The sequence below is a fragment of the Bacteroides thetaiotaomicron VPI-5482 genome (genome assembly GCF_000011065.1).
Classification (GTDB): domain Bacteria; phylum Bacteroidota; class Bacteroidia; order Bacteroidales; family Bacteroidaceae; genus Bacteroides; species Bacteroides thetaiotaomicron.
In genome coordinates, this window is sequence record NC_004663.1 from 2,522,670 (window position 1) to 2,534,933 (window position 12,264).

The 12,264-nt window shown below is 47.5% G+C and carries 12 protein-coding genes and 1 pseudogene; 6 read left to right on the top strand and 7 right to left on the bottom strand.

Going from position 1 to position 12,264, the window contains the following annotated elements:
• Window positions 1-28: 28 nt before the first annotated feature.
• A complete protein-coding gene (locus BT_RS10160) occupies window positions 29-643 on the bottom strand; it encodes a DUF4290 domain-containing protein (protein ID WP_008761105.1) in 615 nt (204 codons plus the stop codon).
• Between the two features lie 121 nt (window positions 644-764).
• Entirely contained in the window at window positions 765-1,460 is a 696-nt protein-coding gene (gene tsaB / locus BT_RS10165) for a tRNA (adenosine(37)-N6)-threonylcarbamoyltransferase complex dimerization subunit type 1 TsaB (RefSeq protein ID WP_008766373.1), read from the bottom strand.
• Window positions 1,461-1,549: 89 nt separating this feature from the next.
• Here tsaB and BT_RS10170 point away from each other — a divergent pair, with 89 nt between their 5' ends.
• The 4 genes from BT_RS10170 (at window position 1,550) to nadD (ending at window position 4,026) form a co-directional block, all read left to right on the top strand.
• Complete coding sequence (locus BT_RS10170) at window positions 1,550-2,428, top strand: YicC/YloC family endoribonuclease (protein ID WP_008761103.1); 879 nt, start codon at window positions 1,550-1,552, stop codon at window positions 2,426-2,428.
• Between the two features lie 73 nt (window positions 2,429-2,501).
• Entirely contained in the window at window positions 2,502-3,071 is a 570-nt protein-coding gene (gene gmk / locus BT_RS10175; RefSeq protein ID WP_048695834.1) for a guanylate kinase, read from the top strand.
• Complete coding sequence (locus BT_RS10180; RefSeq protein WP_008761101.1) at window positions 3,068-3,322, top strand: hypothetical protein; 255 nt, start codon at window positions 3,068-3,070, stop codon at window positions 3,320-3,322. The genes gmk and BT_RS10180 overlap by 4 nt, the downstream gene beginning before the upstream one ends.
• Window positions 3,323-3,417: 95 nt before the next feature.
• Complete coding sequence (nadD, locus tag BT_RS10185; protein WP_008761100.1) at window positions 3,418-4,026, top strand: nicotinate (nicotinamide) nucleotide adenylyltransferase; 609 nt, start codon at window positions 3,418-3,420, stop codon at window positions 4,024-4,026.
• Here the strand turns inward: nadD and BT_RS10190 are convergent.
• Both BT_RS10190 and BT_RS10195 read right to left on the bottom strand, forming a co-directional pair.
• Window positions 3,989-5,278, bottom strand: coding sequence for an ATP-binding protein (locus BT_RS10190; protein WP_011108087.1), 1,290 nt, complete (start codon window positions 5,276-5,278; stop codon window positions 3,989-3,991). The genes nadD and BT_RS10190 overlap by 38 nt on opposite strands.
• A gap of 152 nt (window positions 5,279-5,430) precedes the next feature.
• On the bottom strand, window positions 5,431-6,486 hold the full coding sequence (locus tag BT_RS10195; protein ID WP_008761098.1) for a metallophosphoesterase: 1,056 nt from the start codon (window positions 6,484-6,486) through the stop codon (window positions 5,431-5,433).
• 113 nt (window positions 6,487-6,599) lie between these two features.
• On the opposite strand from BT_RS10195, the pseudogene BT_RS10200 reads away from it, so the two are divergent.
• Window positions 6,600-7,497 (top strand): annotated as a pseudogene (locus BT_RS10200) (1,4-dihydroxy-2-naphthoate polyprenyltransferase).
• Between the two features lies 1 nt (window position 7,498).
• Here BT_RS10200 and rfbB read toward each other — a convergent pair.
• The 3 genes from rfbB to BT_RS10215 all read right to left on the bottom strand — a co-directional run bounded on the left by rfbB (window position 7,499) and on the right by BT_RS10215 (window position 10,096).
• Window positions 7,499-8,635, bottom strand: coding sequence for a dTDP-glucose 4,6-dehydratase (gene rfbB, locus BT_RS10205; protein WP_008761096.1), 1,137 nt, complete (start codon window positions 8,633-8,635; stop codon window positions 7,499-7,501).
• Between the two features lie 16 nt (window positions 8,636-8,651).
• Window positions 8,652-9,527 (bottom strand): glucose-1-phosphate thymidylyltransferase RfbA, encoded by an 876-nt coding sequence (gene rfbA, locus BT_RS10210; protein WP_011108090.1) that lies wholly within the window; start codon window positions 9,525-9,527, stop codon window positions 8,652-8,654.
• Window positions 9,528-9,604: 77 nt separating this feature from the next.
• Window positions 9,605-10,096: a metallophosphoesterase family protein gene (locus BT_RS10215; protein ID WP_008766431.1), complete on the bottom strand. Its 492-nt coding sequence runs from the start codon at window positions 10,094-10,096 to the stop codon at window positions 9,605-9,607.
• Between the two features lie 55 nt (window positions 10,097-10,151).
• On the opposite strand from BT_RS10215, the gene BT_RS10220 reads away from it, so the two are divergent.
• Entirely contained in the window at window positions 10,152-12,230 is a 2,079-nt protein-coding gene (locus BT_RS10220) for an RNA degradosome polyphosphate kinase (protein ID WP_011108091.1), read from the top strand.
• Window positions 12,231-12,264: the final 34 nt, after the last annotated feature.

Below are 12,264 nucleotides of genomic sequence, written 5' to 3' on the forward strand. Positions count from 1 at the left end.
TAATACTTAATACTTAATACCTAATACTTCAATATCTTCTCCGCGGATTATTATTCCGATTATTATTGTAGTTCACCTTTGGGCGGTAGTTCTGGTTCAGGCGTTCTGCCATCAGTCGGATGATGTCGTCTGTCAGTTGTAGTTTGCCGCCGGAAAGTTCGTAGAGGTCTTCCGCAATTTTGCGGTCGTCTACGGTATCTTTGTTCCATGCCATGTAGTCTTTCTTCATGTGGTTGCAGATCATGGCTGTCAGATTTCTTTTGTCGTTTCCTTCGGGAAGTTCGCAGGCTTTCTTGATCAGCACTTCCAGCGTGTGTCCGTAGTGGCGGTAGCGCATGCGGGTAGTAGAATATGGGATCGGTTCCGGCTTGGTCACCAGGTTGTCTTCGCGGATGATTTCGTAGGGATAGTCAATATCCAGCTCAAAACCGGACATGATGGCCAGGTGATCCCAAAGTTTATGCTTGAAATCGGGCACATCACGCAAATGGGGGAACATATTTCCCATAATGTTGATAATTGTGTTAGCACAACGCTGACGCTCGGCACGGTCCTGAATGGTCAACGCATAATCTACCATGTTCTGTATGCTGCGGCCGTACTCGGGAAGCGGCATTCTTTTCTGCTGGGTATTGTATTGCATCTTTTAAATTAAAAGTTTTGAAATTAAAAATTAAAAGTCGGAGGACGACGGTCACTCACTAATCACTGTTTCCCGCCAAAGGCGGTTCACTTACTGAGGCACTTTTTTCTACTGAAGTGCGTTATTCAAGAAGCGACTTCTTCGGCAACGAGGCTACAAATTCTTTCAGATAGAAAGGTTCGAAGTAGGCCACATCTTTATAGTCTTCTCTGGCAACTGCTTTTTCTGCCAGCGGATACATCATCTTCGCCAACGGATGGATGTCATCGATAAAATGCGCATTCGGATGCGTAATCTTCTCACGACATTTGGCGGCTCCATTTCCGTAGAAATAAACGGGCGCTTCGTTCAGAAACTCCAGATAGGAATTCTCATCGACAATATCGGCGGCGATAGCACGCTTCACGTTCAAGGCACGGTCGTAAACGGCAGCGTACACTTCCATACGGCGGGCATCGAGCATCGGGCAGAGCAACGCATCTTCCGGCAAATCGTGATACAGCAACACGGGCACACTCAGCACTTCGAGCGTAGGAAGACCGATCAAGGGTACATTCCGTCCGTAACAAATGCCTTTTGCCATCGAAACTCCAATCCGCAATCCTGTGTATGATCCCGGACCGCAACTCACTGCAACTGCATCTAAAGGTATGGCATGACTATCAATGAACGACAACGCTTCATCAACAAATACTCCCAAAGACACGGCGTGTGAAGGGCCCTTCAAGTCTTCTTTCACAAAAATCGTCTGTCCGTCTTGACTTGCCGCTACCGAGCAAACAGTGGTAGAGGTTTCAATATTCAGTATACACGACATAAAAATCAGCTTATTAAATTGTCGCAAATTTACATGATTATTTCCAATTCTTAAAATATTCGTGTACTTTTGCACAAAACTTTAAGTATATGATACAGTCGATGACAGGATACGGCAAAGCTACGGCCGAACTTCCAGATAAAAAGATAAACGTAGAAATCAAGTCGCTCAACAGCAAAGCAATGGATCTTTCCACTCGCATCGCTCCGGCTTATCGTGAAAAAGAGATCGAGATCCGCAACGAAATCTCCAAAGTGCTGGAGCGTGGAAAGGTGGACTTCAGCCTCTGGATAGAGAAAAAAGAGAGTGCGGAAAGCGCGACTCCTATCAACCAAGTGTTGGTGGAAGGCTACTACAAACAGATTCAGGCGATCTCGGAAAATCTCGGCATCCCCGTCCCCACCGACTGGTTTCAGACGTTGCTCCGTATGCCGGACGTTATGTCTAAGACTGAAATCCAAGAGTTGACGGAAGAAGAATGGGAAATGGTACGTGCCACCGTTCTCGAAGCAATCGGTCATCTGGTAGACTTCCGCAAACAGGAAGGCGCCGCACTGGAAAAGAAGTTCCGCGAAAAGATAGCTAACATCGCACTATTGCTCGAAAAGATAACTCCTTACGAAAAAGAACGGGTGGAGAAAGTCAAGGAACGTATCACCGACGCGCTCGAAAAGACGCTGAACACGGACTATGACAAGAACCGACTGGAACAAGAGCTGATCTACTACATCGAAAAGCTGGATGTCAACGAGGAAAAACAACGCCTCACCAACCACCTGAAATATTTCATCAGCACGCTGGAAAGCGGCAACGGACAAGGCAAAAAGCTCGGTTTCATCGCTCAGGAAATGGGACGGGAAATCAATACGCTTGGCAGCAAGTCCAACCATGCCGAAATGCAGAAAATCGTTGTGCAAATGAAAGATGAACTGGAACAGATCAAGGAACAGGTGCTGAACGTAATGTAATTATTTAATAGTAAGTTGAAAATTGAAAATGTCGACATTTTCAGTTTTCAACTTTCAATTCTCAATTAAACAAATGACTGGCAAGTTAATTATTTTTTCTGCCCCGTCCGGTTCGGGCAAATCGACTATTATCAACTATCTGCTGACGCAGAACTTAAATCTCGCGTTCTCCATTTCTGCAACCAGCCGCCCACCGCGCGGGACGGAGAAACACGGGGTCGAATATTTCTTCCTTACTCCCGAAGAGTTCCGTTGTCGCATTGAGAACAACGAGTTTTTGGAATACGAAGAAGTATACAAGGATCGGTATTACGGAACGCTGAAAGAACAAGTGGAAAAGCAGTTGGAGAAGGGGCAGAACGTAGTATTCGACTTGGATGTAGTAGGCGGATGCAACATCAAAAAGTATTACGGTGAGCGTGCATTGTCCATCTTTGTACAGCCGCCCTCCATCGAAGAACTCCGTTGCCGGCTGACGGGTCGGGGCACGGATGAGCCCGAAGTAATCGAATGCCGCATCGCAAAGGCGGAATACGAAATGACTTTTGCTCCCCAGTTTGATCGTGTCATCGTGAATGATGATCTGGAAGCGGCAAAGGCTGAGACGCTGGAGGTTATCAAAGAATTTCTGAATAAGGAATGAAAGAATCTCTGAAAAAACGAATAGAGAGCATAGAAAAGAAGGAGGGATCGACCGAAAAATTCATGTATCTGTGCGGCATTATCGGCATTGTAGATATAGTGTTCGGCATCCTTTCACTTTATCTGCATTTTTGGATTGCCGCCGGCATCTTTTTCTTAATTGCTGTGAGGCAGGCTATCGTTTTTCCAAAATGGAGAAAAAAGCTGAGAATGGAAAGGGAAGCCAAGAAGATGACAGAAAGTCAAGGCTGAAAAAGAAAGTCTAAAAGAGAACCCAAAAGAGCAAAAAAAGAACAAAGAATAGAAAGATAAGAAGGCATCAAGAAGAAAAAAGTAAAAACGAGAAGATGAGAATGGCAGAGAGCAATAAACTAAAAACCGGAATCTTCAGCGGGTCATTCAATCCGGTACACATCGGACATCTGGCCTTGGCCAACTATCTTTGCGAATATGAAGAACTGGATGAAGTTTGGTTTATGGTCAGCCCGCAAAACCCGCTGAAAGCAGGGACGGAGCTATGGCCTGACGACCTGCGTCTCCGGTTAGTAGAACTTGCCACAGAAGAATATCCCCGCTTCCGCTCTTCAGACTTCGAGTTTCATCTGCCCCGCCCTTCATACAGCGTACATACGTTGGAAAAGCTACATGAAACCTATCCGGAACGGGACTTCTACTTAATTATCGGCTCGGATAACTGGGCCCGCTTCGACCGCTGGTATCAATCGGAGCGCATCATCAAAGAAAACCGTATTCTTATCTATCCCCGCCCCGGATTTCCGGTAAATGAAAACGGGCTGCCCGAAACAGTCCGTCTGGTCCATTCGCCTACCTTTGAAATAAGTTCGACGTTTATCCGTCAGGCACTTGATGAGAAGAAAGATGTAAGATACTTCTTGCATCCAAAGGTTTGGGAGTATATTAGAGAATATATCCGACAGAGTATAACGGATAATTAATCATCCACTCTTGCTTCCGATAATCTGACATAGAAAATCGTACTCCGTGTAATCCCGCATTTTTCTCTACGAAGAAACGCAAACTCTTCGATTGCAGATTTTCCTCAGCTTTTACTTCAACAGGGATGACGCTAACATCTTTTTGTAAAAGGAAATCCAGTTCTCCTCTGGATGTATCCGAAGACCAGTAGTAAATACTCAGTCCTTTCACTGACTTCAATTGTTGTAATACATACTGCTCTGTAATAGCTCCTTTATAATCACTAAACAACACATTCCCCTCCAATAACGCTTGCGGTGGAAGCCCGCTCATAGCTCCCATTAATCCGGTATCTAACAAAAATAATTTAAATGCCGAAAAGTCCTCATAAGCCGACAATGGGATTCCGGCTTTTTTCACTCGGCTAACCTTGTAAATAAGTCCTGCATCAATCAGCCACTCAATAGCCAACTCAAAATCTTTCGCTCTGGCTCCTTCCTTCACGACACCATAAATAAACTTCTTATTTTCCTTAGCCAATTGAGCCGGAACAGAACGCCAAATCATACGAATCCGAGGCACTTCGGCAATAGGAGCATGTTTGGAGAAATCACGATCATAAGAATCCAGAATTGTCTGCTGTAGCTGTCGCACTTCGGCATAGTCTTTATGATTAATAAAGGCATTCACAACTTCAGGCATTCCTCCGACATAATAATACTGTTTGAGCAAATCTATCAATTTAGAACGAAAAGCAGCGATCAGCCCCCAGTCTTTTTTTGCAAGTAAACGGGCAAAAGCCTCTTGCCCGACAGCCTCCAAAAACTCCGAAAAAGAAAGAGGATATAAATCCATAAAATCGACCTTCCCGACGGGAAAAGAATCATTGCTATGCATGGCAATGCCAAGGAGGGAACCTGCTGCAACCACATGATACTGAGGAGCTTTTTCTTGAAAATACTTCAATGCCGTCAATCCGCGAGGCGCTTCCTGAATTTCATCAAAAATAATTAATGTCTCAGTATCTACTACGATGCCGGTCACTAATTGAATAGCCATCAGAATGCGCTCGACATCAAAGTCTTTCTGAAAAACATCTTTCATCACTTCGTTATCCTCAAAATTGATGTAAGCAAACTGTCTGTAAGCTGATGATGCAAATTCTTTCATCAACCATGTCTTCCCCACCTGCCGGGCACCACGAACAATCAAAGGTTTCCGTGTTGTCTTCTCCTTCCAGTCATATAACTGTTGCATTGCATCTCTTCTCATATTTATTCTTTTATAATCAACGATTTATGAACTGCAAATATAAGCAACTGAATAGAAAAGAACAAAAAGTCATGCATAAAAATGTGCTAATAACACAAAAAGTCGTACCTAAAAGTGTGGAGTTCATCAGAAAGTCGTACCTAAAAGTGTATCTACTCTTTGAGACGATGAAGCGTAATCATTATGATTTCTGCCGGAGCACCGATTCGTACAGGCATCTGAGAAGTACCGATCCCATTAGTAACAATCAATGGCATTTTAGTTGAATTGTACGCCAGTCCGGTCAGAAAGCGGGTGCCGTAGTGGGAGTTCTGTATCGGGGCGTAACCGAATACGCGTACCTGTCCACCATGAGTATGTCCCGCCAAAGCGATGTCCGTGTTGGCCACCGAAACATCCTCCACGTAGTCGGGAGTATGCACCAACAAGATAACGAAGTCGTTGGGAGAAAGCGCCAGTGTGGGCGACACCCCATTTTGTTTCAAGTCGAAAGGATTGCGTACTCCGGCAAGGATAATCTGCTGACCGTCTTTGCGTAATGTATCGACTTCGTGTTCCAGCGGACGCATCCCGTAATGCTTCATCGTGCGGATTATTTCGTCATGGCAGCGTTCATAGTCATTATTTCCCATTACTCCGAAAGTTCCCATCGGTGTTTTCACACGGGCCAATGCGGCAAATAACGGTTCTACGTATTCACAGCCTTCCTGATAGTCTCCTCCCATCAGCAAGACGTCCGGTTTCTGGGCGATCAAAAGATCGACAAGGTTGTTCAAGCCTTTCTCTTTCAGCAGACTCTTGTAATGCAAGTCGGAAATGAAGGCGATGCGGAAGCCTTCGAAGGCTTCGGGGACATCACGGTGGGTGAAGTCATATTCCACGACACGGTCTATGCCGCTATAAGTGGCAGGGACGTTCACGGTAGAAGACGTGATCTTCGTTCCGCGAAGTACCAAATTACGTTCTTCCTGCTCGGTCGCAGCTTCTTTCTTCGCTGTTTTCTTCTGCTTTTTCGTCGAAACTTTCAAGTCGGCAAGCTGAGAATGATCCGGAGCAAACAAGCCGTCGATAGCGGCGGAACTGTCCGGACGGACGGAATCGACATTGAGCACAGGACGAGGCAGGATCGATACAACATTCTTCTTTGACTTACAAGATACGAACAGGAATAATACGAATATTATGAACAGGTAATTTATTTTTTTCATCTTCTTTGGTTTATTTTCTTCTACATATAACACATTCCCCCACTATTTGAGGCGCAAAGATAGGAAAAATCATGTATCTTTGTCCGTCAAAACTTATTATTATATATTAAAGCATGGAAGAAGTAAAGCGTAACTCGCTGCGTGCGTGGATATTAGCAGCACGTCCCAAAACTCTGACAGGAGCCATTACGCCGGTCATGATCGGTAGCGCACTTGCTTATATGGATGGACATTTTCAATGGTTGCCGGCCCTTATCTGCTGCCTGTTCGCCGGTCTGATGCAAATTGCCGCCAATTTTATCAACGACCTCTTCGACTACCTCAAAGGAACCGACCGCGAAGACCGGCTGGGACCGGAACGAGCCTGCGCACAAGGCTGGATTTCACCGAGAGCCATGCGAAACGGAATCATCGTCACCGTCCTGTTCGCCTGTCTGATCGGATCTGCGCTGCTGTTTTATGCCGGATGGGAGCTGATCATAGTAGGACTTCTCTGCGTACTCTTCGCTTTCCTCTATACCACAGGCCCCTTATCCATTATCCTACAACGGCTGGGGCGATGTTCTGGTCATCGTATTTTTCGGATTCGTCCCCGTGGGCGGAACGTACTACGTGCAGGCGCTGACATGGACTTCGGACACAACGGTAGCTTCTCTGATCTGCGGACTGCTGATTGATACCTTGCTGGTAGTCAACAATTACCGAGACCGTGAAGCGGATGCACGGAGCGGAAAGCGGACGGTCATCGTTCGTTTTGGCGAGAAGTTCGGACGCTATCTTTATTTGATGCTGGGGGTGGCAGCAAGTCTTCTGTGTTTCTGGTTCTTCTTCGAAGGACACTTGTTTGCCGCACTTCTTCCGTTACTCTACCTGATTCCTCATGTCCTCACATGGAGACGGATGGTGCAGATTCACAGTGGTAAAAAATTAAACAGCATACTAGGTGAGACTTCACGTAATATGCTGTTAATGGGTATTTTGCTATCAATAGGATTCTTGATCCGACATTGATTTATTTTCCGTACATCTTTTCGTAATAACCTTGATAGTCTCCGCTGGTCACCTCTTCCACCCAGTCTTGATTTTCAAGATACCATACGATTGTCTTCACGATGCCATCTTCAAATTTCGTTTCGGGATACCAGCCCAAGGCGTTCGTGATCTTCGTGGGATCAATGGCATAACGCTGGTCGTGCCCCAGACGGTCTTTGACAAAAGTGATCAGATCGTTGTTGATCCAGTCAACGGAGATTTCTCCGTCTTCACCTTTCACTTTCTTTTTAAGGACCTGACGATATTCCGGTTTCTCGGTCATTAGTTTACGGATAGTGGCAATGGTCAGCTTCACAATTTCAAGATTGGTTTCTTCGTTGTGACCACCTACGTTGTACACCTCGCCCTCTTTGCCTTCGCGCACTACCAAGTCGATCGCTTTGCAGTGGTCTTCTACGTAAAGCCAGTCGCGCACGTTACTTCCGTCACCGTAGACAGGCAGATGTTTGCCTTCGAGTATATTCTTGATAATCAGCGGAATCAGTTTTTCGGGAAAATGATAGGGGCCGTAGTTGTTGGAACAGCGGGTGATCGTTACCGGCATTTTATAAGTGTCGTGATAAGCCATGACTACCATGTCGGCACTGGTTTTCGAAGCGCTGTACGGGCTGTGCGGACAAAGCGGGGTTTCTTCCGTGAAGTAGCCTTCCGCACCGAGTGAGCCGTACACCTCGTCGGTAGATACCTGATGGTAGCGCACTCCTTTTCTCCAGGTAGGATATCCCTGTTCGTCCTTACCCATCACCCAGGCACGGCGGGCACAATCCAGCAGATTCTGCGTACCGAGGATGTTGGTGATCAGAAACAGTTGCGGGTTTTCGATACTGCGGTCTACATGGCTTTCGGCGGCGAAGTTCACGACATAGTCGAAACGGTATTCGGCAAAAAGGCTGTCCACCACTTCGCGGCTGCAAATGTCTCCTTTGATAAAGAAACAACGTTCGTTGTCGATATCTTTGGCAATAGTTCCCAGATTACCCGCATACGTCAGGGCGTCAAGAACCACCACTTTTATATCGCTGTGCTTGGCCAAGATATACTTAATATAATTGGCGCCAATAAATCCTGCGGCACCGGTCACCAGATAAGTTTTCATATATGATTATTTATGTTTATTTCAAGGGTTGTTTAGACAGTTCTATCAGGTATTTACCGTATTCGGTCTTTTCGAGTTTCTGTCCGAGCAGCAGCAATTGTCCGGACGAAATCCATCCTTGCCGCCAGGCTATCTCTTCGATACAGCTGACGTAGAAGCCTTGCCGGTTCTGAATGGTAGCCACGAAGTTGGAGGCTTCGAGCAGGCTGTCGCAGTTTCCAGTATCCAGCCATGCGAATCCGCGTCCGAACAGTTCCACGTTCAGTGTTCCTTCTTCGAGGTACAGGCGGTTCAGGTCCGTTATCTCATATTCTCCACGTGCCGAAGGGCGGAGAGAAGCCGCTTTTTCCGTCACGGTAGCGTCGTAGAAATAAAGTCCGGGAACGGCATAATTACTTTTCGGCACCAGTGGCTTTTCTTCCAGAGAAATCACTTTGCCTTGTTCGTCGAACTCCACTACACCGTAAGCCCGAGGATCTTTCACGTAATAGCCGAAGATGCAGGCTCCCTTCTCCACACCGGCAGCACGCCGGAGCATAGCGGAAAACCCTTGTCCATAAAACATATTGTCCCCAAGAATCAGACAACCTGCCTCACCGTTCAAGAAATCAGCTCCCAACACAAAGGCTTGTGCCAGTCCGTTAGGCTGCTCCTGTATTTTGTAAGAGAAAGACATCCCGAGCTCCTCACCTGAGCCCAACAAGTCCCGAAACATCGGCAAATCACGCGGAGTAGAGATGATCAAGACCTCCCGTATCCCTGCCAGCATAAGCGTAGACAGCGGATAATAGATCATCGGCTTGTCGTATACAGGCATGATTTGTTTGGAAATCGCTTTGGAAAGCGGATAAAGACGAGTGGCGCTTCCACCGGCCAGAATAATTCCTTTCATTGTCGTCTGAGTTATTCATTTTACTGTGTGCAAAGGTCGGAAAGAAATCTGACGTGACAAAATGAATTGTAAGAAATCTATCCTGCCAGTTCAATAACTTCGAGGTCTTTGAACGTTCCGTTGTCGATGACAAAGCGCACCATTGTCCGCACTTTATGGAAACCGGACATCCCTGCGGCTCCGGGATTGATGTGCAGCATGTCCAACGTTTTGTCGTATTTCACCTTTAATATATGGGAGTGTCCGCTGATGAAAAGTTTCGGCGGACGGGCCATCAAACTGCCGATAACCGAAGGGTCGTACTTGCCCGGATACCCGCCGATATGCTTGATCAGCACTTCCGCTCCGTCCACCGTGAAGCGGTTCACCTGCGGGAACATCTTCCGTATTTCTTGCCCGTCTATGTTGCCGTAAACTGCCCGCAGGGGCCGGAAAGCCGCCAACTTCTCGGCTACTTCTACCGAACCGATATCTCCGGCATGCCAGATTTCGTCGCACGATTCAAAATATTCGAGATATTTTTCGTCCCAATAAGCGTGGGTATCGGACAATAATCCAATTCTTGTCATAATTTTCTTTGTTTAGTCCTGCAAAGATACTATATTTGGGAAAATCTTAAAGCACATGGAAAGCAAATATAATTATTTCAAACGTGATATCAGCTGGCTCTCATTCAACTATCGGGTGTTGCTCGAAGCGCTGGATGAGCACCTGCCGCTATACGAGCGCATCAATTTCATCTCCATCTACTCCTCCAATCTGGAAGAGTTTTACAAAATCCGGGTGGCGGACCACAAGGCCGTGGCATCCGGCGCAACGGAGAGCGATGAAGAAACCGTACAATCCGCCCGCGAACTCGTGGAAGAAATCAACCACGAAGTAAACCGCCAGCTGGACGACCGTGTACGCATTTACGAAGAAAAGATACTGCCCGCCCTGCGCAAAAACCACATCATCTTCTACCAGGACAGACATGTGGAACCGTTTCACCAGCAGTTTATCAAGGACTTTTTCCGGGAAGAAATCTTCCCCTACCTGCAACCCGTGCCCGTATCGAAAGACAAAATCGTCTCTTTTCTGCGAGACAACCGGCTCTACCTCGCCATCCGCCTCTATCCGAAGGAAAACAGGAACCCCGCCAACCGGCAGCCTTTCTATTTCGTCATGAAGCAGCCGTACGCCAAAGTGCCCCGTTTCATCGAACTTCCGCCCCGTGGAGACAACTATTACATCATGTTCACCGAGGACATCATCAAAGCGAACCTCAACCTTATTTTCCCCGGCTACGACGTCGATTCGAGCTACTGCATCAAAATATCCCGTGACGCCGACATTCTGATAGACGACACCGCCAGCAGCGCCGACCTCGTAGCTCAACTGAAAAAGAAGGTAAAAAAACGCAAGATAGGCGACGTCTGCCGCTTTGTCTACGACCGTGCCATGCCGCAAGACTTCCTCGACTTTCTGGTCGACGCCTTCCGCATCCACCGTGACGAACTCGTCCCCGGCGACAAGCACCTGAACCTCGAAGACCTGCGCCACCTGCCCAACCCGAACAAGTCTCTACGCCGCATCGAAAAGCCGCAACCGATGAAGCTGAACATCCTCGACGAAAAAGAATCGATCTTCAACTACGTCGCCCAAAAGGATCTGCTGCTGTATTACCCGTACCACTCCTTCGAGCACTTCACCCACTTCCTCTACGAAGCAGTGCACAATCCGGAGACGCGCGAAATCATGGTCACCCAATACCGTGTAGCCGAAAACTCGGCCGTCATCAACACCTTGATAGCCGCCGCGCAGAACGGCAAGAAAGTCACCGTATTTGTCGAGCTCAAAGCCCGTTTCGACGAAGAGAACAACCTCGCCACCGCCGAAATGATGCAAGCCGCCGGCATCAAAATCATTTACAGCATCCCCGGACTAAAAGTACACGCCAAAGTGGCCCTCGTCCGTCGCCGCGGACTGAATGGAGAGAAAATCCCCAGCTACGCCTACATCAGCACGGGCAACTTCAACGAAAAGACCGCCACCCTATACGCCGACTGTGGACTTTTCACCTGCCGCAAGGAAATAGTGAACGACCTTTACAACCTCTTCCGCACCCTGCAAGGCAAGGAAGATCCGAAATTCACCACTCTCCTCGTCGCCCGCTTCAACCTCATACCGGAACTGAACCGCCTCATCGACCGTGAAATATCCCTTGCCGACCAAGGCAAAGGCGGACGTATCATCCTCAAAATGAACGCCCTCCAAGACCCCGCAATGATCGACCGACTCTACGAGGCCTCCGAACACGGCGTGCAGATCGACCTCATCGTCCGCGGCATCTGCTGCCTCATACCGGAGCAGTCATACAGCCGTAACATCCGTGTCACCCGCATTGTCGACAGTTTTCTGGAGCACGCCCGCATCTGGTATTTCGGCAACGAAGGGCACCCCAAAATATACATGGGCTCGCCCGACTGGATGCGCCGCAACCTCTACCGCCGTATCGAAGCCGTCACCCCCATCCTCGACCCTGACCTGCGCGCCAGTCTGATCGAAATGCTCCATATCCAGCTCGCTGACAACCAAAAAGCCTGTTGGGTAGACGACAAACTGCAAAACGTATTCAAAAAAAGAGCGTCCGGCACCCCTGCTGTCCGTGCCCAATACGATTTTTATGAATGGCTCAAAAAAGACATTGTAACAGAAATGTAACACGTATGACATTTTTCCGCAACGTTAAACTCCG

What these genes read in the sequence shown, in the direction of transcription:
- BT_RS10160 (WP_008761105.1), bottom strand. Translation starts at nt 643, where the DNA reads ATGCAATACAATACCCAGCAGAAAAGAATGCCGCTTCCCGAGTACGGC.
- tsaB (WP_008766373.1), bottom strand. Translation starts at nt 1,460, where the DNA reads ATGTCGTGTATACTGAATATTGAAACCTCTACCACTGTTTGCTCGGTA.
- BT_RS10170 (WP_008761103.1), top strand. Translation starts at nt 1,550, where the DNA reads ATGATACAGTCGATGACAGGATACGGCAAAGCTACGGCCGAACTTCCA.
- gmk (WP_048695834.1), top strand. Translation starts at nt 2,502, where the DNA reads ATGACTGGCAAGTTAATTATTTTTTCTGCCCCGTCCGGTTCGGGCAAA.
- BT_RS10180 (WP_008761101.1), top strand. Translation starts at nt 3,068, where the DNA reads ATGAAAGAATCTCTGAAAAAACGAATAGAGAGCATAGAAAAGAAGGAG.
- nadD (WP_008761100.1), top strand. Translation starts at nt 3,418, where the DNA reads ATGAGAATGGCAGAGAGCAATAAACTAAAAACCGGAATCTTCAGCGGG.
- BT_RS10190 (WP_011108087.1), bottom strand. Translation starts at nt 5,278, where the DNA reads ATGAGAAGAGATGCAATGCAACAGTTATATGACTGGAAGGAGAAGACA.
- BT_RS10195 (WP_008761098.1), bottom strand. Translation starts at nt 6,486, where the DNA reads ATGAAAAAAATAAATTACCTGTTCATAATATTCGTATTATTCCTGTTC.
- rfbB (WP_008761096.1), bottom strand. Translation starts at nt 8,635, where the DNA reads ATGAAAACTTATCTGGTGACCGGTGCCGCAGGATTTATTGGCGCCAAT.
- rfbA (WP_011108090.1), bottom strand. Translation starts at nt 9,527, where the DNA reads ATGAAAGGAATTATTCTGGCCGGTGGAAGCGCCACTCGTCTTTATCCG.
- BT_RS10215 (WP_008766431.1), bottom strand. Translation starts at nt 10,096, where the DNA reads ATGACAAGAATTGGATTATTGTCCGATACCCACGCTTATTGGGACGAA.
- BT_RS10220 (WP_011108091.1), top strand. Translation starts at nt 10,152, where the DNA reads ATGGAAAGCAAATATAATTATTTCAAACGTGATATCAGCTGGCTCTCA.